Annotated in this window: 16 protein-coding genes and 3 pseudogenes; 8 read left to right on the forward strand and 11 right to left on the reverse strand. The window is 62.8% G+C overall.

What is annotated here, in order from left to right; genetic code table 11:
• The 4 genes from ACIP9X_RS13010 to ACIP9X_RS13025 form a co-directional block, all read right to left on the reverse strand.
• Nucleotides 1–2,922 (reverse strand): helicase-related protein, encoded by a 2,922-nt coding sequence (locus tag ACIP9X_RS13010; RefSeq protein WP_400480169.1) that lies wholly within the window; start codon nt 2,920–2,922, stop codon nt 1–3.
• Nucleotides 2,923–3,173: 251 nt separating this feature from the next.
• Nucleotides 3,174–4,148 (reverse strand): hypothetical protein, encoded by a 975-nt coding sequence (locus ACIP9X_RS13015; protein WP_400480170.1) that lies wholly within the window; start codon nt 4,146–4,148, stop codon nt 3,174–3,176.
• The gene (locus tag ACIP9X_RS13020) at nt 4,145–5,464 is read right to left on the reverse strand and encodes an AAA family ATPase (RefSeq protein ID WP_400480171.1); all 1,320 of its coding nucleotides are present in this window, start codon (nt 5,462–5,464) and stop codon (nt 4,145–4,147) included. Before ACIP9X_RS13020 ends, ACIP9X_RS13015 begins: the two co-directional genes overlap by 4 nt.
• A 231-nt stretch (nt 5,465–5,695) precedes the next feature.
• Nucleotides 5,696–8,815 (reverse strand): DUF3427 domain-containing protein, encoded by a 3,120-nt coding sequence (locus ACIP9X_RS13025; protein ID WP_400480371.1) that lies wholly within the window; start codon nt 8,813–8,815, stop codon nt 5,696–5,698.
• Nucleotides 8,816–9,320: 505 nt separating this feature from the next.
• Between ACIP9X_RS13025 and ACIP9X_RS13030 the strand changes: the two genes are divergently transcribed.
• Both ACIP9X_RS13030 and ACIP9X_RS13035 read left to right on the forward strand, forming a co-directional pair.
• Entirely contained in the window at nt 9,321–10,634 is a 1,314-nt protein-coding gene (locus ACIP9X_RS13030; RefSeq protein ID WP_400480172.1) for a hypothetical protein, read from the forward strand.
• Between the two features lie 271 nt (nt 10,635–10,905).
• Nucleotides 10,906–11,529, forward strand: a complete 624-nt coding sequence (locus tag ACIP9X_RS13035; RefSeq protein WP_400480173.1) for a hypothetical protein — start codon at nt 10,906–10,908, stop codon at nt 11,527–11,529.
• A 146-nt stretch (nt 11,530–11,675) separates the two neighbouring features.
• Here ACIP9X_RS13035 and ACIP9X_RS13040 read toward each other — a convergent pair.
• Nucleotides 11,676–13,087 (reverse strand): annotated as a pseudogene (locus tag ACIP9X_RS13040) (amino acid permease).
• Between the two features lie 40 nt (nt 13,088–13,127).
• Complete coding sequence (locus ACIP9X_RS13045; protein ID WP_400480174.1) at nt 13,128–14,141, reverse strand: aminotransferase class I/II-fold pyridoxal phosphate-dependent enzyme; 1,014 nt, start codon at nt 14,139–14,141, stop codon at nt 13,128–13,130.
• A gap of 20 nt (nt 14,142–14,161) precedes the next feature.
• On the opposite strand from ACIP9X_RS13045, the gene ACIP9X_RS13050 reads away from it, so the two are divergent.
• Nucleotides 14,162–15,091, forward strand: coding sequence for an NADP-dependent oxidoreductase (locus tag ACIP9X_RS13050; RefSeq protein WP_400480175.1), 930 nt, complete (start codon nt 14,162–14,164; stop codon nt 15,089–15,091).
• Here the strand turns inward: ACIP9X_RS13050 and ACIP9X_RS13055 are convergent.
• A complete protein-coding gene (locus tag ACIP9X_RS13055; protein WP_400480176.1) occupies nt 15,066–15,824 on the reverse strand; it encodes an aspartate/glutamate racemase family protein in 759 nt (252 codons plus the stop codon). The two genes, ACIP9X_RS13050 and ACIP9X_RS13055, sit on opposite strands and share 26 nt — an antisense overlap.
• A gap of 1 nt (nt 15,825) precedes the next feature.
• The gene (locus ACIP9X_RS13060) at nt 15,826–18,513 is read right to left on the reverse strand and encodes a trehalase-like domain-containing protein (protein WP_400480177.1); all 2,688 of its coding nucleotides are present in this window, start codon (nt 18,511–18,513) and stop codon (nt 15,826–15,828) included.
• A gap of 422 nt (nt 18,514–18,935) precedes the next feature.
• Here ACIP9X_RS13060 and ACIP9X_RS13065 point away from each other — a divergent pair, with 422 nt between their 5' ends.
• Nucleotides 18,936–19,445 (forward strand): GNAT family N-acetyltransferase, encoded by a 510-nt coding sequence (locus tag ACIP9X_RS13065; RefSeq protein WP_400480178.1) that lies wholly within the window; start codon nt 18,936–18,938, stop codon nt 19,443–19,445.
• Between the two features lie 12 nt (nt 19,446–19,457).
• Here ACIP9X_RS13065 and ACIP9X_RS13070 read toward each other — a convergent pair.
• Nucleotides 19,458–19,843: pseudogene (locus tag ACIP9X_RS13070) on the reverse strand (NAD-dependent epimerase/dehydratase family protein); the annotation flags it as partial.
• Nucleotides 19,844–21,204: 1,361 nt separating this feature from the next.
• On the opposite strand from ACIP9X_RS13070, the gene ACIP9X_RS13075 reads away from it, so the two are divergent.
• From ACIP9X_RS13075 to ACIP9X_RS13085, 3 genes are all read left to right on the forward strand, one after another.
• Nucleotides 21,205–21,342, forward strand: coding sequence for a hypothetical protein (locus ACIP9X_RS13075; protein WP_400480179.1), 138 nt, complete (start codon nt 21,205–21,207; stop codon nt 21,340–21,342).
• A gap of 207 nt (nt 21,343–21,549) precedes the next feature.
• On the forward strand, nt 21,550–22,785 hold the full coding sequence (locus ACIP9X_RS13080) for an MFS transporter (RefSeq protein ID WP_400480180.1): 1,236 nt from the start codon (nt 21,550–21,552) through the stop codon (nt 22,783–22,785).
• 696 nt (nt 22,786–23,481) lie between these two features.
• On the forward strand, nt 23,482–24,597 hold the full coding sequence (locus tag ACIP9X_RS13085; protein ID WP_400480181.1) for a hypothetical protein: 1,116 nt from the start codon (nt 23,482–23,484) through the stop codon (nt 24,595–24,597).
• Between the two features lie 125 nt (nt 24,598–24,722).
• Here ACIP9X_RS13085 and ACIP9X_RS13090 read toward each other — a convergent pair whose 3' ends face one another.
• Nucleotides 24,723–25,058, reverse strand: a complete 336-nt coding sequence (locus tag ACIP9X_RS13090) for a cupin domain-containing protein (RefSeq protein ID WP_400480182.1) — start codon at nt 25,056–25,058, stop codon at nt 24,723–24,725.
• A gap of 79 nt (nt 25,059–25,137) precedes the next feature.
• Here ACIP9X_RS13090 and ACIP9X_RS13095 point away from each other — a divergent pair, with 79 nt between their 5' ends.
• On the forward strand, nt 25,138–25,380 hold the full coding sequence (locus ACIP9X_RS13095) for a hypothetical protein (RefSeq protein ID WP_400480183.1): 243 nt from the start codon (nt 25,138–25,140) through the stop codon (nt 25,378–25,380).
• 518 nt (nt 25,381–25,898) lie between these two features.
• Here ACIP9X_RS13095 and ACIP9X_RS13100 read toward each other — a convergent pair.
• Nucleotides 25,899–26,817 (reverse strand): annotated as a pseudogene (locus tag ACIP9X_RS13100) (hypothetical protein); the annotation flags it as partial.

Below are 26,817 nucleotides of genomic sequence, written 5' to 3' on the forward strand. Positions count from 1 at the left end.
TCAGTGCTCTCCTTCCGCAGGGGTGTTGAGGGGCACGACGACAAGCAGCGGCCGCACGAGCCGGCGGTCCGGGGCAAGGGAGGAGACGATCTCCTGTTCCTGCTCAACGCGTGCTTTGTTCTCTTTGAGGCGCCGCGTACTCATGCCGGGGAGCTGTGCCTGCCCGTTGACTTCGCTCCACGCGTCCGCTCGGCCGTGCCATTCATCGAGCCGATGGTCGGCCGCCTGGGCGGCGGCCTCAAACGTGATATCGAGCGAGCCAGTGGTGTTCTTGACGGCCCCGGCGATGTAAGGCTGGTACACCCCGGCGTCTGCGACGGGCCCGGTGTTGATCGACTTGTCCGTGAGGCCGATGCCGCGGAGGTACTCGGCGAGACTGCCGATCTGCTCGGGGATGCACAGCTTGCCGCCCTGAGTGACGAAGAACGCTTGGGAGATGACCTGTCCTCGGCGGTTCATCAGTGTGCCCATGAGGATGATGCTCGGCTCCTCGACGTCGGCGCGGACCACGGGAACCTCGTTGCCAGCCATGGACGCGAGGGCGCGGTCGCTGGCCCATTCAAGGACGGGGTGTAGCGGGCCGAGGAAGTGGGCCTCTGGCCACGTGGTGGCCTTCTCACCCTTCGCCGGGATAGCCTTCCTGGCGGCATCGAGCTCATGTTGGCCCTTGTCCAAGGTAGTGGCCAGTTTGAGCTTTTCCGTGACCTTGCGGTCGGCAAGGTAGCCCTGCGGCAGGTGCGCGAGCCGCTGCCGGAGGTCGCGGGGCGGTTCGAGTTCTGCGACCTGGTGCTGGGCGTGGACCCTCCAGTTCACCCCTCCCCCGATGCCGTTGGCAGGTGGCTCCTCGGGGTTATCGAAGGCTTCGTGGAGGGCGTCGTCGAGGTACTCCAGCTCGCTCGAATAGAGCCCTGCTCCGGTGCCCGTCGGCACCCGGGGCGAGCCGCCGCCCTCGTCCGCGGTGAGCTGCTCGAAGAAACTGTCGAAATCATCGAAGGCACCGTCGTCGGTGTGGGTCGGGTCGAGGACATCCTCGACGGTCCGCACGACCTGATCCTCAGACTTCCGGCCGCTCAGGACGGCGAGGATCGCTTCTTCCTCCGCCTTGACGCTGTGCTCGCCCATGAGGGAGCCGACGTCGTTGAGGGCGCCGTGGGCCACGTGCTCGCGTTCCATGAGGCGGGTGAGGACCTTGAGATCTCCGGCGAACTTCTCGTGGTCCGGGTGAAGGAGGAGCGTGGTGATCTGGGGATTCTTCTTCTGGCCGTACCGGTCGATGCGGCCGTTGCGCTGCTCAATGCGAATAAGCGACCACGGGATGTCGAAGTGGATGAGGTGATGGCACTGGCTGTGCAAGTTCACACCTTCGGAGGCGACGTCTCCTGTGACAAGCACGCGGATAGGTGAAGCCTCCTGCTTGAAGCTCTCAACAATCTCCTGCTGCTCGATGTCGCTGAGGCCGCCGTGAAGGATACGGACATTCTCTTGCTTCAGGCCGAGGTCCTTAGGCAGGTGCCGCTCGAGCCACATGAGCGTGGGAACCCGCTCGGCAAAAACGACGGCACGCATGCCCGACTTTGGACCGACGCCGATTCCCTTCAGATAGTGGGAGAGCTCTTGGTACTTGGCTGAAGGCTTCTTGAGGGACTCCTCGGTGAGAGCCCTGAGGTGTTCAAGAGCTTCGTGCTCCCGGTGCTCCGCTGGCAGCTTCGGGTCCGCGACCTTGCGGAGGCGCTCCTTGACCGTTTCGAAAAGCGCTGCCGGGCTTGAGAGGAAGGCTTTCGCGAGTGTCCAGGGGAAGAGGGAACTGTTCGCGCCGGAGTAGGGGCTGGAACCGTTTTGGGGATAGAGCCACGTATCTGCGATTTCTTGGGCGACGGCGTTCTCGGCAGGACTTGCCGCGATCAGACGGTTGTCTGGTTCGAGGCGCTCCATCCAGTTGGCGCCCACCTCAGCGGCTACCTCGGGACTGTGCCGGTGACGCCGGATGATGAGGCGCTGAATATCGTTTCCGTCGAAGGTGCCGTCCGGACGGATGGCGGTTGGGTCAAGGAGACGGATCAGCTCGGCGAAGGATTCCTGCTTGCCGTTGTGCGGCGTTGCGGATGCCAGGATCAGGGCCTCAGTGTTGGGGGCCAGAATCCTCGCGAGCTCATTATTGAGCGTTCCCGCATTGGTAAGGTTGTGGGATTCGTCGATGACGACGGCGTCCCAGCGGATCTTCTGAAGGTGCGCCTTGTAGCGGGCTGACTTCAGGGTGTCGATCGAGATGATGGCACGCTTGAAGTAGGTGAAGGGGTTGCGCGTAGCCGGGAGGGTCTGGCGGACCTTCTGGATGCCGGCGGAGTCCAGGCGGACGAACGGGAGGGCGAAGCGGCACCAAAGCTCGTGCTGCATCTGCTCGAGGACATGCCGGGGCGTGACGACCAGGACGCGCTCCGCCCGTCCGCGCCGGGCCAGCTCGCTCAGGATCATACCGATTTCAAGGGTCTTACCGAGGCCGACGGCGTCTGCGATGAGGATTCTGGGGCGCACGTTCTGGGGGTCCAAGGCGCGTGCGACGGCGATGCGCTGGTACTCGAGCTTGTCCGCGAGCATGCGCGTGGAGACGGTGAGGCCCTCATGGTCCTGCGGGATGGGCGTCTTGCGGATGGTGGACTCGAGCCACAGGCGGGCGCGACGGTAGTTGGGGCTGGCATCGGCTACCGGGATGGCCTCGGCGGGATCGACGACTTCGATGTCATCCAGGCTCTTATAGAACGCCGCTGTCGTGTCGCGTACAAGCTCGCTGAGTCCGCGGACCCTTATGAGGAGGCCGTCACCAGTTTCCTCGACGCCCGTGACGAGCCACTCCTCGTCCCGGACGTGGACAACCGACCCCGGTGCGACGTTGAGCTCGGCCTTCTCGTTAACTGGAGCTGACACTGATCCTTGCTTTCTTCTGTCCCCATAGCTGCCGGTCTGGCCTGGGCAGCAGTGACCCGAGGCTCAAGACACATCTAATCACTCAAAGGCGCAAAGGGAGCAATAACGCCTCGAACGATTGTCGGCGCACCCCAACCCGCTTCAGTGGCTTACCATGCGGTCACACAGAGCCCACAAACCCTGAGCCCTCAAAGGTCCGGATCAAGCTCATCTTGAATATCCTCTTCTAGGCTTGCGGGCTGTAAACAAAGCTAGTAAGAATGAAGGTCTTGCTGCAGGGGCCCTGGAGTGCGCAGGATGGAAAAGCCCCCCCAGCTTTCGAAGCGGCGAATTCTCGCGACCGTTGGCCAATCAGCACATGCCTCGCTAGTTACCGACGCCCGTAGTAGGTGCTCAAACTCGCGGAAGCCAGGTGTCTGTAGGCCTTCGCTGCCGTGCCTTTTGAAGGCAAGGACGCGAGCCCCGAGATCGACTAACTCATGCCCATTGGCAAACCTGCGCCCTTTACAGGCAAGGCAGTCGCTTTCGTTGTGCATACGGCACTTTTTTGCGGAGTTATTCTCCGAACTATTACGAACTTTGATCATTTCTACGCTTGTCCATCCCAACAGATCCCGGAATTCGGCAAGGATCGTCCCGAATGTTGGCGCTTGTAGGCTCGAGCAATATATGTCAATGTCCTTCAGGTCACGCACACCCACCTTTCTCCGTTTCCCGGTGAGTATGTCATCAAGCCGAGTCTGTAGTCCCAGTCGATTTGCAATATCGCGGATTAGACCCACGCGCGTTGCCGTTTCAAGTACAAAGTCGTGGCATTCCCGGGCCGCGCTTCGAAAATTTGACAAAGAGCCGTCTTGTTGGGCGAAATGCCGGACAAGAAGCTCTTCGAAGCTGCGCATTCGAAAAAACATATCCGATTCTAAGTCGCGATTTTCACTTAAAATGAGAGCGTCTTTTGAAAGCAACTCCTGATTGTCCTCACCATCACAATCGACCAGAAATAGGGCACGGCGCCGCTCTTCGTCCGTTAAGTATCGATGTGCGCCCACGCAATTAATCTTGCCCATACCTTTTTGAACATGTACGGCGTCGGAGAGAATTCCCGAAAGAGCGCTCGTATCTGCGTTGCTTTCAGCTACTAGGACGGCATGATCTGAGGGAAGAGTCTGCAGAACCATCCGAATTTTTTGCCCCAATTGGGGTCCGTTAAACTGCAGGATGCTCATCTGACCGCCCCCATCGGAAACTCGCACTCGGGCATCTGAGCAATGAGAGAAGGAGCATGCGACGCCATGAGGAACTTCAGCTTCCTGCCTCTTCCAAGGTTCATGAAGTCCGCTAGAAGGTGATCCTGCCATGCGACATGAAGAGATATTTCTGGCTCATCAATGATGACTAACGAGTTACGTCGTCGCCCAAAAATCAGATCAAAGGCAAGAATAACCAAATGCTGCTCGCCGGAACTGAGCTGATCTGGACGAATTTGGTGGCCGTATAGAGTTTCAAACATCATTCCCCTTCGCCCTCCCAAATGGACCAGTTTGTCACTCAGGCGCCTATCGAGAAAGTGCTTGAAGGCTCGCAGCTGGTGTTCAACCTCATTCAGCTGGTCAAGCCGCTCAAGAGTGGACTGCAAAATGGCGGCCACCACCTGCCGGACGGATACCGGGTCATCAGCGTCAGTCAAAAAGATGTCGTCCTCTTGTTCGCGCGTTTCGAGCAGGCCTACAGCTCTTAGGTCGCGACTGCGCGCCCTCACAGCGTCCGCTAATTGGAGAACCTCCTCCTGTGAAGGACTACTGCCCGATCTCATAGCTTCCACCACCCGCCGCGAAAGGCGCATGTCTAGGCGCTCTGTCCCTCGTCCGTAACGAGCCTGGGCCTGAGAAAGCAACATTCCGATATGGTTAGCCGCAACCACGATGGCTCGTTCGTCATGCAGGCCACGGGCACTAAGGTCGGGAACGTCCAACGCTTCTTGAAGGCGTCTGTCACTGATGAATTCAACGGGAAAATACTTGGTGAAGTCTTCTAGCCACGTTGGGAGCTCTGGCTTCACCGTGTTGGAGTCTAGGTCAGCTAATACCGACCGAGCCAGGCGGTAGTCTGCGAGTGACCTGGCACCTCTCGGCCCCCGCTCAGTCAGTCGGACAAGAGCCCTCTCCGGATCGTAATCACTGTCTATAAGCAGCTCTCGCACTGCCAACGGCAGATTGTGAAGGCTTTCACTCTGGCGCAGATCGTGGGTGCGGCCCCGCCAGGTGATAAATGCTCGATTAGCTTCGTCATCCTTCTCTACAATGAATTCATCCCCAGCATCGAACAGCAATTGAAGACGTTGGAACCTGTACGAGAGCAGCTGGAAGGTATCAAGTTTGCCCGCAGCGTAGACGATACGCAGAACTGTTGATTTACCGCTGCCATTTGGGCCAGTAAGAACTGTGGGGTGCTCTCTGCCTAATACCAGCCTGAGGTCACGCTGACCAAAAAGTCCTTGTATGCGAATCTCCCGCAACTGGCCAGTCGAATGCAAATTGTTCATATTATCCATCGCTTGTAATTGCCGATCGTAATATACACTAGAAATCGGCTCGGCAGGACAGCTTGACCGGTAAAGCTCTTGGAGCACGCCACGTGGCGCGGGGCCACCTCCGTCCCTAAGCCACAGAACCAGGTGGGAGCGATCCACCTACATTTCTTGGCAAACAGGCAAGCCACCCCTTAGCAGGTGCACGCGCTACCGCGGAAGAAGAGCATCCCTGGAAGAGAGCCATCATTGCGCAACGGCAGCAGCTGAAGCGTACACATCCGCTGGCATCGGCCGATGCAGCTTCCAGGTGATGGCGATTGGTTTTTCGCCCTTGTGCTGGACGTATTTCACCTGGCCCAGGCAGGTGTATGGAACCGTCAGTCCGGTCTCGTCGTCCGCGGTGCCTCTCGTGAAGATCACAACCCTCGAACCGTGGGAGGCCGGGTCAAGGTAGCGCCGTCCCGTCGGGCTGCTAGGTGACGTTGCATTCTGCGACTCCCAGTGAAACAGCTCAGGACTGATGGCGTAGTCCTTGTACATCGTGGTTGAGGAGTGTTTCTTGTCGTCCTTGTTCAGGGTGACAAAGAAGGCATCTGTGGAAGTTGCAGGACACCATGCAACGCCCTCGCGGTGCTGCACGTTCTTTCCCTGCTCCAGCGAACCGTACTGCAACGCCGCCAGAACCTCCTCGCGCCTGTAGGTGGCATGGGACAGTAGCGGGATGTGCTGCAGCCCTGCGCCTAGGCTCTTCGCTGCGTGTTTCGACGCCGCCACTCCCAGCTTCACCACCTGGCGGATCTCGCGGCACACAAACTGGTAGCCGCGCAGGTGGTCCAGGCCGTCGTCGTACATCTTGAATCCTCCGCCGTCATCCCACAACGTGTAGAAAAGCATGCGCGCGAAAGCCTGCTCACGCATGCCGAGGTCCGCATAGCGGGGCGCGTCCGAGGCAACCAGCATCGAATAGGCGGCCGCACGTTCCGGATCGTCCACGTGAATCAGCGCGGCCATGCGGCCCAGCAGCTTCTTTTCCTCCGAGTCCGACAGCTCCTCGATCTTCCCCCGGAGCACAGTCTCCAGGGGTGAGAGCCCTTCGACCAGCCCTGCCTGCCGAAGGTAACCGGTCCACGAGTCCTTGGTGGACCGGTAAATCGTCTTCACGTCATTCCCCGACCGCTCCAGATAGGCCTCCAGCTCAGTCTCGGCGTACGAGGCGATGTCCCGGACCAGCTGTGCCCGGTTGTACCGCAGCTGTGCCTTAATGTTGTCCAGCACCACCTTCTGAGCGACGCGGTCCAACACGATCTGCGAGCCGGACGGCAGATACGGGAATTCGTCCTCGACAGCCTTCTCCAGCTCCCTGCGCCCGTAGCCGGTCAGCGCCCGGTAGCGCAGGTCAAAGCGGAACTCACGGCGCTGCTGGCCGATGAAGTCCAGGACCGTCAGCACTGCCTTGCCCTCTGCACGGCGCAGCCCGCGTCCGAGCTGTTGGAGGAAAATGGTGGCACTTTGCGTGGGCCGGAGCAGCAGGATGGTGTCCACCTGCGGCAGATCCAGTCCTTCGTTGAAAAGGTCGACGGCGAAGATGCAGTTGATCTCCCGCCGCCTCAGGCGCCGGAGGGCTTCCTCCCGGTCAGCGTTGTCAGTGGTGCCGTCGACGGCGACGGACGCAATGCCGGCCCGGTTGAATACCTCGGCCATGTAGCGGGCGTGCTGCACGGAGACGCAGAAGCCGATGGCGCGCATCTGGTCGGTGCTGGTGACTTTGTCCCTGAGTTCGCGGATCACCTTGGCGGCGCGGGCATCGTTTCCGGTGTAGAGGGCGCTCAGTTGGGTGGTGTCGTAGTTGCCGCGTTTCCATTCCAACTGGCTCAGGTCCACGTCGTCCGAGACACCGAAGTAGTGGAACGGCACCAGCAGGTCGGCGTCGAGGGCGTCCCAAAGCCGCAGTTCGCTGGCGGTGCGGCCGTTGAAAAACTGCGCGGCGATGTCGACACCGTCGCCGCGTTCCGGAGTCGCTGTTAGCCCGAGGAGCTGCTGCGGTTTCAGGTATTCGAGCAGGCGGCGGTAGGTGGGCGCCATGGCGTGGTGGAATTCATCGATGACGACGACGTCGAAGAAGTCAGGCTCCAGCTGCTCGATGCCGAGGGAAGACAGCGACTGGACGGACGCGAAGATGTGCTTCCACTCATGCGGCTTGTGGTCCCCCACGTAGAGCTCACCGAAGGCGCCGTCCTGCATGACGTCACGGTAGGTGCGCATCGCCTGCTTGAGAATCTCCTGGCGATGGGCGACGAAGAGGAGTTTGAGGTCGCGGCCGGCACCTTCGGACAGCCGTTTGTAGTCCAGGGCGGCGATGACCGTCTTGCCGGTCCCGGTGGCCGCGACCAGGAGGTTGTGATTGAAGCCCTTGAGCCGCTCGGCTTCCAGGTCCTCCAGCATCTCCTCCTGGTGAAGGAACGGCTGAACCTCAAGACCGGTAGTCACATCCGGCGCCGCTGTGCGACGGCCGCCGTTCCGTTCCAACGCAGCGTCCAGCTTTTCGCCGTCGCGCTCCGGGTCATAGCACTGGAAAGCCCGCTGCTCCCAGTAGCTGTCGAAGGTGATCTCAAACTTTTGCAGGAGGGCGGGTGTTGCGACGGAACTAAGCCGGACGTTCCATTCCAGCCCGTCCAGGAGTGCAGCCTGGCTCAGGTTTGAGCTACCCACGTACGCGGTATCGAATCCGGTGTTCCGGCGGAACAGCCAGGCCTTGGCGTGCAATCGAGTTGCCTGCGTTTCGTAGCTGATCTTTACCTCGGCCCCGTACCGGTTGACGAGCTCGTCAATGGCGCGGCGTTCGGTGGCGCCTATATATGTGGTGGTGATGACTCGGAGCTTTGCTCCGCGTTCTTTCAGTTGTTCAAAGGCTGGCTCCAAGAGCCGCAGGCCCGTCCAGCGCACGAAGGCGCAGAGTAGATCAACGGTGTTCGCGGATGCCATCTCGGCCCGGAGTTCCGCGGCGAGGTTGGGGTCGTCCTTGCTGTTGGTGAGCAGGGCGGATTCACTGAGCTTGGTCGTGGGACGGCGGAGTTGGCGGCGCTTGAGCGCGTCTGGGCGGTGCAAGGCGCGCAACTGCTGCGGCCCATCAGCGATAGGATCATTGTGGCCGAGTTCGGCGAGCAGGCGGTTCGCGAGATGAACGCGCTCGCCAGGGCCCACTTCAGCCAGAGTAGTCCTCACGACCTCTGCCACGTGGTGGGCGAGGAGATCCGCCGAGTTATCATCGGCGATAGTCTCGAATACAGGCTTGAAAGCCGGAGCAGCATCCAGGCGAGCTTCGAGGTCTCGGGTCTTAAGAAGTTCATACAGCCCTTCGGGCAGCACCGGCTTGCCTGGTCCCCCAATAAATGTGCTCACTGCGCCAGGCTATTTGGTTGCAGCGACAAAACCTAAAAGCGCTATCCGCAAAAGATGGACCCTAGGATGTGGTTACTCCCGTAGGAGACTGTGAAACTGCATCCTGGAAGCGGCCAGCCGCAGAGAATCATATTGAGCCGGCCTGGCTAAACCAGCGGGCACGCTTTGGACTCCCCAAGAGGCTGAAAAAGCATTGGGCCGTTGGATGAAATCCTTACGGCCCTCGCTGAAGACTCTGCCGTCTCAGACTTCCATGCGGTCCACGGCGTTGAGGTTGAGTATCAGGTCCCACAGTCGGCTAACAGCAGCGAGCAGTCAAAAGTGCCGAAGGCTATCGGGGGTCCATCGCTGCGCTGACAGCTCTCATCAAGAACCCAGGACCTCTAGCTCCTTCGAGGCCATATACGCGCCGAGATGTTCGTTGACACGTGAGGTCAGTAAGATACACGAAAGATGAGGGGGTGACACTATGGATATTGCAGCGGAGCTGGCTACAGTGAAGGCCGCAGTTCGCGAGACGAACGCGGAGCCGCGCAGTGGATGGGCGTGGACCGCCCAGGCCTATCGTGCGTCGCCAACCCGAGCGTTCCCTGCCGGGACGGGCGCACTCACTGTAGACGACGGCGGCATGCAAGCGCTTGAGGCCGCCATGAATGCCCTTATGGGCGACCAGCGAGTAAGGGAAAAGTGGCTCGATGACGACCTCTGGACCGTAGTCTTGTCCCTGCTCGCCGCTGCAAAAGACAACGACACGATCGACCTCGATGCTGCAGTTCGCATGGTTATCAAGCCCAGACCGGTTCGCATATTTGCGGCACTCGCAAATGTGACCTGGGAGGCTGGGCCGGTGACAGTCGGTGGTCTCACGATCGCTCACCTCCAGACAGATGATGACGCCGCGTCGCTCGCGAAGACGCTCAGCCTCGACGCCCAGGAGACGGAGGTACTTATCTCCCATTCACAGAAACAACTTAAGGAGCTTGGTGACTACGTTGTGGCAACGGCGGCTAGTGCCAGGCAGGGTGAGTTGGCTTACGAGGACTTTGAACGCTGCGTCGAGGACCTGATCGGTCTCACGCTGATGCTGTCCAGTCGCCTCGGCGAACACGGCATCTACTCGCTGCGCGGTGAGAGCAATAGGCCGGGTATCCGGGGCGCCACGTTCGACCATGGCAAGCTAAGAGACCTAATTGCCCAGGATGGCGTAGGCGAACTCCGCGCTCGTATCCTGAGAATTACAAGCTGGGATGCAGGCGAGCATTTTCGCTGGCAAAGCGCAGATCCGATGCAACTGGATCATCTTTTCGACGAAGAGTTGCTCCCCCTTCTGAAGGATTTACTTCAAGCACAAGATGCAATCGCGCAGCGCCTTCGAGTGGCAGCTCGCTGGTATGCTCGAGCCTTTTGGAGTCACGCCGAGGATGACGCCGCTCTCGCCGTCAGCGTCGCACTCGACTCAATGCTTACTGGCAAAGAAGCCGTTCCTGGAGCAGTGAGTAAGGGTCGCTTTGCTTTGCTCGAGCGCGTCCCCTCAGCTCGTTCCGCAAGATTCGACCGCTACGAGCAGGTCTACCAGGTTCGCAGCGCAATCGCCCATGGCGGTGACGCGACGCGCAGACTTGCCAAAATCGGCGGGGCTCGCTCGATCCTTAAAGATGCTCGATGGGTTGCCGAACGGCTCCTCGACCTTCGCCAGATCTCGACTCCTGAAAACGATGCAGCCTTTCGTGACCTCTGGGCTGCCGTGCAATGGGGCAGTCTGCCTTGGGCTGCTCCGTCATAGGCGGGGACGCGGGGGTATCGACCACGATCCGCCCACCGGCAATCCGACCAGCGTTAGACCCCGAGGGTTCCTTATTTCTCCGTACCCGCCGGAATTGTCCACGTCTCGCGGGGAGGTCGGAAGGCCTGGCCCATCGCAGTGTTCCGGGTGATCCTTCCGTTGATTCCGCCGCCGAGACCCACTGCGCTACAGGTAACGTCATCATCACCCGGAATTCCAAGGACCACCTACATGAGAAGATCAATCTCACGACAACAAGGGGTGCTATCGCGTGGCTACAACGTCTTCCTCCGTTCTTGACCTTCTCCAGAGCGACTGCCTGGAGTTACTTCTCGCTTTGGCGGCATACGATGCGCTGACCGCTAAGCCCTGGTCGCAATTTGAAAGTCGGGAACAGCTCCACTTCCACAACGTGACGGCTAGAGAATCCGAGACGATGCTGGCGCTTCGGGTCTGCCGGTTTGACGATGAGGCAAACAACCAAGTCTGTTTCAGGACCGCTTTCAAGGATGTCAAAGAACATTTACCCCCGGCGACAGCGACAGAAATTCAGAACAGGATTAAGAGCTTCCGCACCGCGATCAATCCCATCAAAACAACAGTGCGAAACAAATATGGCGCACATCGCGACGGGCAGACGAAAGTTCCGCAGGACCCGAGTGCTTGGGCTATACGTATCGTCGACTCGACCGCTTCCAAGGATGGAAAGTATCGTTCTTCCTCAGCACAGCAGATCGACATAGTGGGAATTGACTCCATCCGTGCCAGAGCGAGCGAAATAGTTAAAATCGTCGACCTCCTAAGCGGCACGCCCAAGCGCTATCTGATGAAATCAGGCTCCCTAGAGCCCGAAGTGGACCTGCGAGTCCTCTGCGAGATCGAGGTAGGGCGCTAATCAGAAGCGGCCGGACTGACTCGAAAAAACTGGAAGGCGTTTTCCGTTTTATAGGACACCGCCTGCTGTACCCGATGAGCGCGCCCGGCGAGACCGGACGCGCCTATCGTGTGCGAGAACCTGTAAAAGGGTTAGCAGCGCCTGCTTCAGTCGATAAGAACCGACTGCCTGGTCTCGTCCGGAGATCCAACGGCGGCCGAGAATTTCCGGGACCGACGGTTCACCCAGCACCCCGCAGCCAGCACAGTCACGAGGGCGAAAGTACTCAGGAGCTGCGGCCGGGAGTCCTCCTCGATGAAGCCCACGGTGAAGATGGCCGCGAGGATGAGCAGGCCAACTACTGTAAGCCACGGGAAACCGGGCATCCGCAGCGGAAGTTCCGTTCCCACCCGGCCGGCGCGGAGACGCAGCGCGAACTGGGCGCGAAGCGCGGACGTCCACACCAACAGGCATGTCGAGCCCACGACGTTCAGCAGGACGGGAAGAACTTTCTCGGGGAAGGCCAGCTCCAGTACCACCGTGACCCCGCCGAACGCGACGCTCGCCAGGACAGCGACCGCCGGGACCTGGGCATTGGACACGGAGGCAAGCACGCGCGGCGCATCGCCCCTTTCGGCCAGGGAGTACGCCATCCGGGATGCACCATATAGGTTGGCGTTGAGGGCGGAGAGCAGGGCGGCGACGGCCACGAGGGTGATGGCTGTGGGCGCGCCCGGCATCCCGGCGGCGTCCAGCACGGCGGCGAACGGGCTCTTTCAGACCTGCCGAACTCACCGGAACCACAGCAGCGATCACGAAGATGGCGCCGATGTAGAAGACTAGGATGTGCCCCAGGACGGTGCGGACCGCCTTCTTCACGCTGCGGGCCGGCTCAGCGGTCTCGGCTGCCGCCACGGAAACGATCTCGGTGCCTCCGAATGCGAATGCCACTACCAACAGTGCGGTCGCAATCCGGCCGAAGCCGCTCGGCGCGAAGCCCTCCCCCATGAAGTCCCAAGGCCAGGCGACTGCACGCCCGGGAGCCAGCCGAAAAGCAGCGCGGCGCCCACCAGCAGGAACCCGACGATCGCTGCCACCTTGAACAGGGCGAAGCAGAACTCGAACTCGCCGAAATTCTGCACGCTGGTGAGGTTAACGGCGCTGAGCACCACGATGAATACAAAGGCCATCAGCCACACGGCAGGGCCGGGAAAATAGTGGCGAGCAGGCCTGCCGCGCCAAGGGCCTCGGCGGCGATGACCACCACGAGCTGGATCCACCAGAGCCAGCCGACCGTGGCGCCGGCCACCGGCCCGTAGGCCTTGGCGGTGTAGACGGAGACGGCGCCGCTGTCCGGGTTGGCGGCAGCCATCTAGCCGAGCGCCCACATCACCAGGATGATGAGGGTGCCGGCCACGAGGTAGGAGATAAGCACGGCCGGGCTGGCGACCTGGATGCCCGCGCCGGAGCCGATGAAGAGGCGTGCGCCGATGGCGCTGCCCAGGCCCATCATGGTGAGCTGGCGGGGTTTCAGGGCCGCGCCGAGGGCGCGGTCAGACGTCGTTGTCCGTTGTTCCATGGGAATCCTCTGGTTGTAGGTGGAACGGTTTGGTAGGAGGTCAAAGAGTGTCAGGCCGTGTGGGCTGCGAGGAGCCGGAGCACGCGGTTGTTGGAGTCGGCGTCGGCCACGGTGATCTGCACTCCGTCGCCCGGGTACGCGCGGACCAGGATGCCCGCGGCGTCAAACGCGTCCACCAGCCTCGCGAGCAGCCGCTTATCGGCGCGGATCCACAGAAAATTGCCCTGCCCCGCTGCAGTCTCCAGCCCTGGGCATCCAGTTCCGCGGCCATCCGGGCGCGCTCCTGCTTGACGGCGGAAACACGGGCTTCCATCTCCTCCCCCGCGTCCAGCGACGCGATGGCCGCCCTCTGCGCCAGTGCGCTCACGGCGAAGGGCAGGGCGGTGCGGCGCAATCCTTCGGCGATTGCCGCCGTCGTGATTGCGTACCCGACGCGCAGGCCGGCGAGCCCGTAGGCCTTGGAGAAGATGCGCAGGATGCAGACGTTCGGGTACCGGCGGTAGAGCGTCACGGCATCGGGGCCGGCACCGGCGTCGGCGTATTCCACGTAGGCCTCGTCGATCACCACCAGGACGTCGGAGCGGACGGCCTGCAGGAAGGCCTCGAGGCGGTCGTGGCTGATCGGCACGCCGGTGGGGTTGTTGGGCGTGCAGAGCAGGATCACCTTGGTACGGCCGGTGACGGCGGCGGCCATGGCGTCGAGGTCGTGGCCCTCGGCGTCGTCCAGCGGGATGCGGACCGACCGGGCGCCTGCCAGCTCCACCAGGATGGGATAGGCCTCGAAGGAGCGCCCCGCGAAGACCACTTCATCGCCGGCGTCGCACAGTCCGGTGATGATCTGCTGCAGGACGCCCACGCTGCCCGGCCTCACCGCCACTTCCTCCGCTGTGACGCCCAGGTGCCGGGCGAGCCGTACTCGGAGTTCGACGGCGGCCATGGCCGGGTAGCGGTTCATCCTGCCGGCCGCTTCGGCCACTGCGGCGGTGGCGGCGGGCAGGCCGATCACTCCCCTGCCACTGAATTCTCTGCGCCGGGATCCGGAATAGCGAAGCATGCCGGTGCCTTGTGGAAGGCATGAAAGCAATTACTTACAGCACCTACGGAAACCCTGATGTCCTTGAATTTGGGGATCAGCCGATGCCGAAAGTGGGGCCGGGAATGGTCCTGGTCCGAGTCAAGGCGGCCGCAGTGAACCCGGTGGACTGGAAAATCACGGCGGGGTATTTGGATGCCGTGATGGATCTCCAGTTTCCCGCCATTCCCGGATGGGACGTAGCAGGGGTTGTGGAGTCGGTGGGAATTGACGCCCGGCAGTTCCAGCCCGGCGACGAGGTCATCGCTTACGGCCGCAAGGACTACGTTCACGGGGGAAGCTTTGCCGAGTACATCGCGCTGCCGGAGCGGGTCCTCGCCCGGAAGCCTGCCTCGCTGGGGTGGAACGAAGCGGCGGGCCTGCCGCTGGCCGGGCTGACCGCGTATCAAGTTCTGCACCGGCTGGGCCTGAAGTCCGGCGAAACCGTCCTGATCCACGGAGGTTCCGGAGGCGTGGGCTCCCTCGGTATCCAGATCGCTGTAGCCTTGGGTGCCAATGTCATCGCCACGGCCTCGGAGAAGAACCACGAGTTCCTCCGCTCCCTGGGAGCCGAGCCGGTTGCCTACGGGGACGGGCTCGCAGAGCGCGTTCATGCGCTGCGTCCGAACGGTGTGGACGTTGTCGCCGATTTCGTAGGCGGAAACCTCCAGGCGACACTGGACGTGCTGGCCGAAGGAGGCCGGCATGCCTCGATCGCCGACAGTGAAGTGGAAGAGCACGGCGGCGAGTGGATGTGGGTCAAACCGGTGGGAGCCGACCTGCAGGAACTCGCAGATTTAGTGGACAACCGGAAACTCCGCGTGGAAGTTGCGGAGGTTTTTCCCCTAGAAAAGGCCGCTGATGCCTTCCGGTCCAACATGGAAGGGCATACCCGCGGCAAGATCGTCATTGCTGTAGACCAGGAGTCCTGAACCGGGGACGGCTAAGGCCCACTAAGCGTGGAAGGCGGCGCTGCAGCCGCAGCGCCGCCTTCACGGACGCTTCCCAAGGATCAGATCTTCTGCAGCTCCCGGGCTGCGAGGGCCGAAACGAGCATGGATCCGGCGGCTGTGACGCGTCAATGACCGGGACCCCGAGCTTGCGGCGGAGAACCTCGGCCATGCCGATGCTGCTCAGCCCGGCGCTCGCCTGAACGATGACATCAGCCCCGGCATCGATGAGCATCTGGGCGGCGGCGAGTGCGTCGAAGATGCCCGTGGGCATGAGGAACGCGTCAGGTGTCTCGACACTTTCGGGACCGTCGATGAGGACCATCCGTTCGCCCAGGAGTTGCGAAACCGGAGCCGGCACCTGGTGCCGAAGCCCCAACACGCCCACCCTGCCGCCGAACGCCAAAGCCGCGGCCGCAGCGGCGGAACCTGCACCTATAACGGGGATGCCCACCAGGGCGCGGGCTTCCGCCAAACCGGGCTCCGAAGCGCAGCTGATGATCAGCGCATCGGCCTCTTCGGCCATTTCCCGTGCCAGCTCGACGACTTTTGGCGCGGCGGCCAGAAGCGACGCTTCGTCGTACACGCCATGTGGCTGGTCCGGAATAGAGCGGGAGGTGACCGTGAAGCCGAACGTCTCCTGCAGCAGCTTCCCATGGGCATGCAGCAGACGCCGGTCCGACGTCGTCATAACCCGAATAAGTCCTACGCGCATCTCAGTTCCTTTCCCTAGCCGACTCAACAATTACTGCGCTAAGCAGGTGCTTTCGCGTTTCCGGGCCCTCCTGGTGGGCAGCAAGCAGGCGGGCACAACGGATGAAACCGAGGTGCGAGTACGCCTGCGGGTGGTTCCCAAGGTGTGTTTCGGTGCCCGGATCATACTCTTCGGGCAAAAGACCGGTGGGGCCAAAGAGGTTCACCAACTGGTCGAACAGATCCCAGGCCTCCTCAATCCGGCCTACGGCCACGTATGCCTCAATCAGCCATGTGGTGCAGATGTGGAAGCCGCCCTCCAGGCCCGGCAGACCGTCGTCGTACTTGTACCGGAAAACGGTGGGCCCTACCCGGAGTTCCCGCTCCACGGCACGCACGGTATCCAGGAAGCGCTGGTCCGTGACGTCCAGCAGGCCGGACAGCCCGATGTGCAGCACCGCGGCGTCCAGGTCCGGACTGTCATAGGCCACAGTGTATGAGGAGGCCGAGTCATCCCAGCCTTCCCGCAGCACCTCGTCCCGGATAGCGGTGGCCGTCGGTTCCCAGGCGGCTTCAGGGGTGCGTCCGTGGCGGCGGGCGGTGCGCAGCGCCCGGTCAAGGGTCACCCAGCACATGACTTTGGTGTAGACGTGGTGCCGGGGTGCCCGCCGGGCCTCCCAGATGCCGTGGTCCGGCTCCTGCCAGCGGGCCAGCACCGCCGAGGCCATCTGCACCATCAGTTCCCAGTGGCCGTCGTCGAGCGCTTCTTCCCTGGCGCTGAGGGCGTGGATGAGTTCCGCGATGGGACCGAAAACGTCCAGTTGGACCTGGTGGTCCGCCGCGTTACCGATCCGGACGGGCCTGGAGCCGGCATACCCGGGCAGGCTGTCGATTACGGCTTCCGTGGAGAGCGGTGCCCCGGTGACGGAATAGAGGGGATGCAGCCACTCCGGGCCCGGGGCGTGTTCGAGGATCCGTCCCAGCCAATGCAGGAATCCGGCGGCTTCCTGCGTGGACCCCAGGTCCACCAGGGCGTTGACGGTCATGGACCCGTCACGCAGCCAGCAGTAACGGTAATCCCAGTTGCGGGTGCCGCCGATGCCTTCGGGCAAGGACGTGGTGGGGGCGGCCAGCACTGCGCCGGTGGGTTCGTGGACCAGGGCGCGGAGCACCAGTGCGGACCGGCGTACAAGGGAGGGTTTGACCGTGGGCAGCTCCAGGCTCTGCACCCAGCTGCGGGAGGAGAGTGCGACGCCGGCCCGCCGCTCGGTTTCTCCGCCGGGGTCCGCTTGACGCGGCTCGGTGTCACCGCAGCGCAGGTTGAGTACCACGGGACCGTCCTGCAGGTTGACTGCTGCCGTGGCGGTGGCATGCCGGCCATCCGAGGCAACGGCAAAGCACACACCCGACGCAAAGAGGGTGATGGGATCAGACGTTCCCACTATGTGCAGCTCGTCGCCCCGGGCCTCCATGCTGAACGGCGCGTTGGCGTAGTCCGGGCGGGGCGCGAACACGATCCTCGCCGCGCCGCTTCCTGACAGCACCCGGACAAGGCTCGTGATTCCTTCCGGAGCTGGTTCCAGGTAATCCGTAACAGTGACGTCCGCCCATCGCGTCTCTATGATCATGGTGCTGTCCACGTAGCGCTGGCCCAGCACCTGGGAGGCCTTGACCGGCTCCACCGAAAAATGGCCCGCCGCGTCTCCACCCAGAATATGGGCAAACAGGGAGCCAGAGTCCGGCAGGGGGTGGCTCATCCAGCAGATTTTGGCGTCCGGTGTGATCAGCGCCGTGGAGGAGCCGTTGCCGATCATCGAGTGCCGTTCCAGCCCTACGGCGTCCTCGCCAAAAAGCCATGCCCGCCGCAGTTCAAACAGGATTGCGAGGACCCTGGCGAAGGACTCGGGATCGCGCAGCCGGTGCCCCGCCCGTGTCTCTCCCGGCCCGACGCGCAGGCCCATGTCCGGGCCCCGCAGGGTTGCGATCGCGAGTTCGTCGCTGTCCGCGTCGCCGGCATACAGGGCGGCGCTGGCACCCAGCCCGGACCGGAGATTTTCCAGGGCATCTGCTTTGCACGGTTCCAACACGGACAGGTCCAGGACGGACCCGTCCACAATAAAGAACAGCCCGTGCTCACGTGCGATGTCCCGGGCAGTAGCAGTTACTTCCGCCACTACGTCTGCCGTGGCCGGCCTGGTGTGAATGGACACGGCCACGGGTTTCCGCTCGAGCCAGATACCTTTCTGGAATCCCACCGCTTCGTTGAGCGCCGAGTTGACCTTCTGCAGGACAGCTTCCGTGGCCAGTGGCTGTACGTGTGCGAACCGCATGTCCGACTCGGCACCGTGGGAGCCAATCAGATGCACTTCCGCCGGCAGTCGGGACACTGCCGCCAAGTCACGGAGGGAGCGCCCGGAAATCACTGCAGCATGAGTGTTGGGCAGTGCGGCCAGAGCCCGGAGGGCAATTGCGGCGCTTCCCAATGGCAGGGTCTCGGTGGAAATGCCCTCCGCATCGCACAGCGTTCCGCCGTAATTGCAGGCCACCAGCAACCCCGGGACCCTTGCGAGGACCTTAAGTTCGGCCAGCAGGGAAGGCGTCAGCCCATCGTCCGCCGCCTCCGCTTGGACGAACGAACGGAGTAGCCCCAGTGGAAGGGACCGGGTGAGCAGCGCGGAATCCGCCACGGTTTGGTTCAACGGCGTTGGCATTCGTGCACCCCTTATGGCAGGAAGGGCAGCCGCAGCATTGCCAGCGGCGACCGGGCGATGCCCTCACCGATATTCCAGAGGACTCCGGCGGGACACTCCTCATCGTCCGCCCGGGCAGTTTCCCCTGAATGTCCCGATGATTGCCGCGGTGTTAAGTCTGCGGCGTATACAACGACGACGGCGCCCACGTGGGACTGGCCCGTGGTTCCCAGCAGGGTGCGAAACACCGGAATTAAACCGGACCATCACTGCGCGGAAATGCCACAGCAACCTCTTGTGCCTAGGCTCGAGGCGGGAAATGAGGCTAGCCCCATTCCCGGAGCTGCCACCGGACAGAATGAACTACGTGCACAGGCCGCACATAGTCACTCCCACATTTCTGCGTATGGAATGTTGTTTCGATATCGGACGGAAGTCAGGTCATGGTCTCTCTCATCACGCTGGGAACCCTCCTTGAACCGCAGCACCTGGAACCTGCGGTCCGATCTCCGCTGAGAATCAGTGCCACGGACCTGCCGAAACTTGCACGTCTTTTTTTGCATGCCCACCCCAACGGGACCGGCCATCCGGGCGCAGAAAAGGCAGCGGACAGGATCCGCGCCGTCTTGGAAGGTACCCACGGAACCCTCATCCCCCAAGCATCCCTCTTTACCGCTGATGCAGACGGGCGCATCATCGCCGCCATCATCACTACGGACCGGGCATTCGGGGAGCGGGGAACGAGAACTGCCTTCATCGCAGAGCTCTTCACTCATCCCGAGCACCGGAGAAATGGCCTCGCCGAGGATCTCCTCACGCACGCCATGCAGGCCCTCCACGACTCGGGACACCGAACCCTGGCCGTGACCGTCAACACCAACAACGCCGCTGCCATCGCCTTTTACCTATCCCAAGACTTCCGGCGCTTCACTCACCCTGCGGCGGACGACTAGGACCCGTCAGCAGCCATGGGCGCGCTTGGGGTCCGCCGGCCCGGCGCCCGGCCCGGCAATTGCGACGCCGGAATTGGCCACTGACGGCGAGGACACGAACACCACGTCCCGCACCCCCCTCACGCGCATTGGAGCAGGCGGGTCCCCTCGACGCTCACCTCGTCAAACTCCGCAGCGCGGCCCGTGAAGGAAACCTTCGCCGCCGGATGGATGACTCCTTCAGCCCCGTCGACCGCTACCCGAAGCGCCTCCTCGTCGGTGATGGAGCCGGAGTAGTCGGTCGCGCCGTCGAACCCCTGGGGGCGGCGCTGGAAGGTGGACACGTCATGGCCTTGGCGCACCAGCAGCCTCGCAACTTCTCCACCGAACCTCACGCCCACTGCCGGACGCTGCCCTATCGTTTTTGCCGTCGAAGGGCTACCGAAAATGCGCCCTGTTGGACGTATGCGCAGGTCAGACGGCAGTCCATCAAGGTTTGCTCAAGAATCGCACAATTACTCCGCTCGATGGACAAATAGCCTTCCGGATTGCCGTAACTGCTTCCTATGGTGGTGCCACAAGCTGAACTAGGGGGTCATTCTTGATAATTACTGACGCAGGCAGCAGCTGCGATGAAGCCAAGGCAGTGGAGCGTAGAGATCTGCGTGCTCCATTTGCAGTTGAAGAACCGGTGTCCGCGGCACTGATGGCAGTCCGTCGGCCACTTCCTGCTCCTCCAAGCGCACAACCCGCTGCCCCTCAAACGCCGCCCTCCAATCCCAGCGGCCGCGAGCGCGAAGTCCAGCGGCTTATCTACGATCTCGCCCTCCTTGCGGCCGGGCAGGGCTCCTCATAATTCGAGCAGGCCCACCCGCGCCAACCCTGGAGCCCAAAGCCAACGGGCCGCCGTCGTACGTTCACGACGGCGGCCCGTTGGCTAAGCTGCAAACGCGCAAAAGAGGGCCGCACCCCTTAAAGCCGCGGCGCCGTTCGGTGGGTGGCAGCCAGATCGGTCGACCCTAAGAACGTCGCGGCCGCCTGGCTGCACGACGTCATAGAGGATTGCGGCATCGCCGCCGAGGATCTGGCTGCGGCACGCATCAGCGATGAGGTGACTGCGCCGTCGTCCTGCTTACCCGACCAAAAACAACAAGGGCGACGGATACTACGAGGCCATTCGTGAGGAATAGCTTGGCCAACGCCGCTCCCTGCGGACGTGCCGGGTCCACGTCGAGGCCCTCCCACACCCCGATCAATCTGCACCGGCCGTGTCGTCATCGACCATCAGCGCGTCGGCTCCTCCCCACGCCACTAGGGTTGGGGTATGGCAGTACATGGGGGATGTCGTTGGCCGCGGGGTATCGCGCTAGTGCTGGTTCTGGCCAGTTCCGCATTCGCACTCAGTGCCTGCGAGTACCAGGACGCCAGCCCGGTTACGTCTGAATCGCCAGACGTAGTCTCCCCGCCTGAGCCATCACCCGCGCCAACGGCCGAGCCGTCAGCCTTAATCTCCCCGCCATCTCCCCCACTCGTGCCAAAGGCCGACCCCGCTCTTGCCCAAGTCCAGGTACGAAACCAGGCGCAACTGGAGAGTCGCTTGGGACTCCCGCCTGACGGCCTTGTCTTGGGCGGGTCGGGCGGACTGGGCAATGACGGATTTCGGTCGTCCACGACTGAAGTACCAAAGGGAAGCTATACAGTTACCGCTGAATGCGTCGGAACACTCAAAGCATCACTCACTATTTTCCAGTCCGACCCACGAGAGGGAACGACGCATGAAGTGACCCTCGACTGCGGAACCACAGCGCGCGCGAAACTGGATCTTGAAGCAGGATCAGTGTCCGTCCACATCACTCGCAAGACCAAGGAGCCTGTCCGCACTGCCGTCGCCGGATTCTGGATGTCCCCGGCGGGCTGATGAGAAACGCCGCCAGCGCGTCACCACCAGCGGTCTGAAAACGGACCGTTCATACCGTTCAATCCAAGTGACCTACGGGGAACGCCTCTAAACAGGGACTGGCAGACCCTGCCTCGCGCAGAATAAATCCGCTAACTTTGTGGTTGGAACTTCCGGGCCAGCGACGTCCCTTTCCGCTCCTCCCCCTTTGAATGGATCCGCTCCCCCATGTCTTCCGCCCCGCCCCTGCCCGCGCCCAAACGCTTCCCGCTCGCCGCGATGCTGGTTCTCGCCACCATCACCTTCACGGCCATCACCACCGAACTCATGCCGTCCGGCCTGCTGCCGCAGATCAGCGAAGGCCTGAACGTGTCCGAGCCAGTGGCCGGCTACCTCGCCGCAGCGTATGCCGCGGTCATCGTTGTCACAGTGATCCCGGCCGCCCGGCTGCTGGCCAGAATTCCGCGGAAGACCCTGCTCGTCTCACTCGTGCTGATCTTCGCGCTCAGCAACCTCCTCGTCGGCCTCGCCCCCAACTTCGAAGCGGCCATGGGCGCACGGCTGGTCGGCGGCCTGGCGCACGGCCTGCTCTGGACCACCGTGGCGCCGTTCGTCTCCCGCGTGGTCCCGGCCGACAAAGTGGGCAAGGCCCTCGCCATCGTCTTCAGCGGCAACAGCCTGGGCATGGCCATCGGTGCCCCGGTCGGCACTGCGCTCGGCGGACTCCTCGGCTGGCGCGCGTCCTTCCTCTTCCTAGCCGGCTTCAGCCTGCTCCTCACCGGCCTGGCCGTCTGGCTGCTTCCGCAGGTCCGCCGGATCCCCGACGCCGTCCGCCCCTCGATGCGCAAGGCCATCGCCCAGCCCGGCGTGAAGTCCGTGGCCATCGCCTGGCCGCTGCTGGTCCTCGCCCACTTCGCGCTCTTCACCTACATCGCGCCGTTCATCCGCGAAGCCGGTCTGCCCGACTACGCCATCAGCCTCTCCCTCACTGTCCTCGGCGCCTCCGGCCTCATCCGCATCTGGATTGCGGGCATCACCGTGGACTCCCGGCCCCGCCGCTCGCTGATAATCACGACGGCGGCAGTCGCCGTCGCGATGCTCCTCCTCCCGCTGGGCAGTGGAAGCATCCCCGGCGCTATGGTCCTCATGACGATCTGGGGCGCAGGCCTGGGCGCGATAGGCATCTACAACCAGGCCGCCATCCTCCGCGCCGGAGGCGAGTACCGGGACGCCGCCAACGGCCTCACCGTCCTGACCATCCAGCTCGGCATCACCATCGGCGCACTGTATGGTTCCGCCGCCCTGGTCCTGGCCGGCCCGCTCCTTGTCCCCGTTGCAGCTGCGCTGCCGGTCGTCGTCGCACTTTTCATCACACTGGCCGGCAGGAAGCACGCCTACCCGGCCGGCCGGAAAGAGCGCGGATGGGAAGAGCCGGAGCTCAAGGAACCGGCGCTCCAGCACTGAGGTGTGTCTCCGCAAACTGCCAGTCAGATGCTGGCTTCCCGGAGAACCACGCCGCGGCGGTACCGATCCGCGACCTCACGCGATTGAAGACGCGTGGCAATAGCTCAGCGGCGAGACGAGGCTGCCCTGACCCCGAAAGCCTTCCGGTACCAGGTCAGCCAGATGAGAAACCACAGGCCGATAACTGCGTACCCAGAGGTCTCTCAACCGCTGAACCCGGCCGGTTAAAGAAATTCCGAAGCTTTCTATAGGTTGTTCGGCTGAGCATGGTCCGAGGGGAGTGCGCGTAAGTTGCCAGGACAGCAGTAAGCTTCGATTTCTCACGCCCAACCGGGAACGTCGCTCAGGACTGGCATAGGCAAACAACTCCAAAGAGTGGTGAGGCTAGTGACCAACCCTAAACAGACCGACGTTAAACTCCGGCGAGCAACACTTTTTCGCGCGGGCGGGCGCGGTAGAGGCCGCAGGACTTCCTGGCCTGGCGTAGGGCGCGGAGGTGCCCGCTCGGCTGGCCTTCGTCTGCGCGGCTCGCGGAATCTGCGGCTCCCTGCACTGCTGACATCGTTGCTGTTGGCGCTGAGTGGTGTTCTGGTGGTGCCGGTTGCGGCGTCGGCTGCCCCGGGTGATGTCGGGATTGAGGGTCGGTCACACTCGGGGACGGGGACGCCGACGGGTTCGAAGCGGGCGACAAGTAGCTTGTGGTTCAACGACGGGCTCTGGTGGGGGAACCTGTGGGACACTGCCAGCTCGGATTTTCATATCTTCCGGTTCAACGCCTCGACGAGCTCGTGGGTGGATACGGGTGTCGCCACGGACACGCGGGCCAATACTCACCATGACGTGTTGTGGGACGGGACGACCTTGCATGTGGCGAGCTACCGGTTCGTCGACGATGGTGTGCCGGCTGAGCCGAACTTCCCGACGACGATGCGGCGTTACAGCTACAACTCGAGTACGAAGACGTATTCGCTGCGGGATTCTGGGAACATCAACAACCAACGCGTTGAGGCCCTGACCATCGACAAGGACTCGAAGGGCCAGGTGTGGGCCACGTGGCAGCAGGGCAACCGGATCTATCTGAACGTCACGGGCACGGACGGGAAGACCTGGGGGACGCCGTTCCCGCATCCTGCATCGTTGAGCAACGTCTCGGTGGACGACACCTCTGCTGTGATCGCGTTCGGACCCGGCAAGATGGGGGTGATGTGGAGTCGGCAGGTCGGTGACGCCACCGACGGCATGTACTGGAGCTACCACGTCGATGGAGCGTCGAAAACCACCTGGACCTCTCCAGTGGCGGCGGTTAAGGGGCAGCGCAGCGGTGATGACCACATGAACCTGAAGTGGCTGGACTCCTCCGGTGGCAGGGTTTTCGCCGCCATCAAGACGTCGTTCACGTCGGCGTCGCAGCCGCTGATCCAGCTGCTGGCATTGAATAATGCGACATCCTCATGGTCGGCGCACACGATCGCGACCGTGGCGGAGTGCCCGAACCGGGTGATCGTCATGATTGACGAGAGCACGCAGAGGCTGCGGACCTTCGCGACCTATCCCAAGCCCAGCGGCACGACCAACGCCGGCGTCTGCACCAGCTCGGGGGGTGCGATCTACGAGAAGTCCACCCCGCTGAGCGGCATCAGCTTCACCACCACGAAGACGGCCCGCATAGTGGACGCCGACCAGTATGTCCACAACGTGACCTCAACGAAGCAGAACCTCAACAGCACGGCCCGGGGTACGGCCAACAGCGGACTGCTGGTGCTTGCCGATGTGAACGCCACAAGCCGGTACTGGCACTATTACAGCCGGTGAGCCAGGCATAACTTTTCCGGTGCGGTACAGGCCGCTTACTGACGCACCATCAGGCCGCGTCAGCAGGCAGGCAGGTGCCGCACCGGACCTAGCCGGGCGCCGCCGTCGTACTTCTTGTAAGTCCGTTAACGGTCCGTCTTGACCACGGTGAAAAGCACCGCAGAGTCCTCTTCCGCCTCCAGGCTGTGCAGCCCGTCCGGAACAATCAGCAGGTCTCCGGGTTTGCCCTGCCACGCCTCGCCGCCGGACTTCAGCCAGACCGACCCCGTGAGCACGTAAACCGTCGCCTCGCCGGGGTTCTGGTGTTCACTGAGCTGGGTGCCCGCGCGGAAGGCCATGACGGTCTGGCGCAGCTTCTTTTCGTGGCCGCCGAACGCCGTGTCCGCGGCGCGCCCGCTGGGCGCCGCCACGGCTGCTGTGAGCTGCTGACGGGCCAGGGCATCGATCGATATCTTCTGCATGAGGCCACGGTACCGGCGGAACGCCCGGGCATCCTCGATTGGATGGGACCGATCTTGCCCATGATCTCCATCGACGCGGTTGTCGGACGCGGCCAAGGACCTGGGGCGATGGACGAACACCCTCGGCATCACCATCGGAGCGCTCTACGGCTCCGCGGCCCTGGTCCTGGCCGACCCGCTCATGGTGCCTGTCGCCGCGGCGCTGCCGGTCGTCGTCGCCCTTTTCATCACGCTCGCCGGCAGGAAGCACGCCTACCCGCCCGGCCGCAAAGAGTCAGTCCGGTCAGAACCCGAAGTCAAAGAAGCACTGCTTCAGCGGTAGCAGCAAGACGGAAGTTCCGACGTCGGGAATCCTGTCAGTCGGCCCATACGCAGCTATCTGCCGCTTTCAACCAGGAACGCGCAAACGGGAACCGCGGCGGATGCGTCAAGAGCCCGCTACGGCCTGCACATCTACGGCGCTCACGCTGCTCGCCTCGGCGCGGACCCTGACCTCGCTCCGGCGTGGTCCCCGCAAACCGGCGCCGCACGCCCTCCAGCACTTCCGGCCGCGACCACACTGCTAAACCCCGCCGGCCGCGCCTGCTGGACCGCTTTCGGGACGGCACAGTGGGCAGCGAGACCTGCCTACTGCCGGGCCGCCTGGAGCCCGCTATCGGATGCCGTGGCCGCTGGCCGATACACGAGACTGCAGGGATTCGCCGGCAGTGAGCTGCCACAACTCGATTACGTCCTGCCTCGGGAAGCCGGGCAGTGCCCGAAAGGAAGGGCAAGCCACGTCCGGTGACCGGCACGCTTGCCGGCCACCGGACGGTGAGAGTTCCCTAACGGGGCACCGGTTTAATCGCCACCGTGGTAGTTGCCATCCTTGTGGTTCCCGCCGCCCTTGTTGATGGCAGTGGAATCACCCAGGACCGCCGCCGAAACGGCACCCACGGTAACAGGGGCAGTAACCGGGGCAATAACCTGGTTTCCGGAGAGAATGCTGTGATCACCAGACGTCACCGCATCGATCCGAGGTCCCGCCGCGGACCCCTTGTGGTTCCCGCCGCCCTTGTTGATGGCAGTGGAATCACCCAGGACCGCCGCCGAAACGGCACGCACCGTGACAGGGGCAGTAACCGGGGCAATGACCTGGTTTCCGGAGAGAATGCTGTGATCACCGGACGTCACCGCATCGATCCGCGGTCCCGCCGCGGACTCCTTGTGGTTCCCGCCGCCCTTGTTGATGGCAGTGGAATCACCCAGGACCGCCGTCGAAACGGCACCCACCGTGACAGGGGCAGTAACCGGGGCAATGACCTGGTTTCCGGAGAGAATGCTGTGATCACCGGACGTCACCGCATCGATCCGAGGTCCCGCCGCGGACCCCTTGGGGTTCCCGTCCTTGTAACCGCCGTCCTTATTGATGGCAGTGGAATCACCCAGAACGGCCGTCGAAACGGCACCCACGGTAACAGGGGCAGTAACCGGGACGATGACCTGGTTTCCGGAGAGAATGCTGTGATCACCGGAGGTCACCGCATTGATCCACGGTCCCGCGCCGGGCGTCTTGTGGTTCCCGTCCTTGGGCTTGTCGTTCTTGTAGCCGTCGTCCTTGGGCTTGCCGCTGTTGTAGCCGTCATCCTTGGGCTTGCCGCTGTTGTAACCGTCATCCTTGGGCTTGCCGCTGTTGTAACCGTCATCCTTGGGCTTGCCGCTGTTGTAACCGTCATCCTTGGGCTTGCCGCTGTTGTAACCGTCATCCTTGGGCTTGCCG

The organism is Arthrobacter sp. NPDC093125 (assembly GCF_044754225.1).
Classification (GTDB): Bacteria; Actinomycetota; Actinomycetes; order Actinomycetales; family Micrococcaceae; genus Arthrobacter.

Excerpts from the sequence above, each read along its gene's own strand:
- ACIP9X_RS13065 (WP_400480178.1), top strand. The coding sequence starts at position 18,936 with ATGGTCTCTCTCATCACGCTGGGAACCCTCCTTGAACCGCAGCACCTG.
- ACIP9X_RS13045 (WP_400480174.1), bottom strand. The coding sequence starts at position 14,141 with ATGCTTCGCTATTCCGGATCCCGGCGCAGAGAATTCAGTGGCAGGGGA.
- ACIP9X_RS13055 (WP_400480176.1), bottom strand. The coding sequence starts at position 15,824 with ATGCGCGTAGGACTTATTCGGGTTATGACGACGTCGGACCGGCGTCTG.
- ACIP9X_RS13020 (WP_400480171.1), bottom strand. The coding sequence starts at position 5,464 with ATGAACAATTTGCATTCGACTGGCCAGTTGCGGGAGATTCGCATACAA.
- ACIP9X_RS13030 (WP_400480172.1), top strand. The coding sequence starts at position 9,321 with ATGGATATTGCAGCGGAGCTGGCTACAGTGAAGGCCGCAGTTCGCGAG.
- ACIP9X_RS13050 (WP_400480175.1), top strand. The coding sequence starts at position 14,162 with ATGAAAGCAATTACTTACAGCACCTACGGAAACCCTGATGTCCTTGAA.
- ACIP9X_RS13015 (WP_400480170.1), bottom strand. The coding sequence starts at position 4,148 with ATGAGCATCCTGCAGTTTAACGGACCCCAATTGGGGCAAAAAATTCGG.
- ACIP9X_RS13080 (WP_400480180.1), top strand. The coding sequence starts at position 21,550 with ATGTCTTCCGCCCCGCCCCTGCCCGCGCCCAAACGCTTCCCGCTCGCC.
- ACIP9X_RS13090 (WP_400480182.1), bottom strand. The coding sequence starts at position 25,058 with ATGCAGAAGATATCGATCGATGCCCTGGCCCGTCAGCAGCTCACAGCA.
- ACIP9X_RS13060 (WP_400480177.1), bottom strand. The coding sequence starts at position 18,513 with ATGCCAACGCCGTTGAACCAAACCGTGGCGGATTCCGCGCTGCTCACC.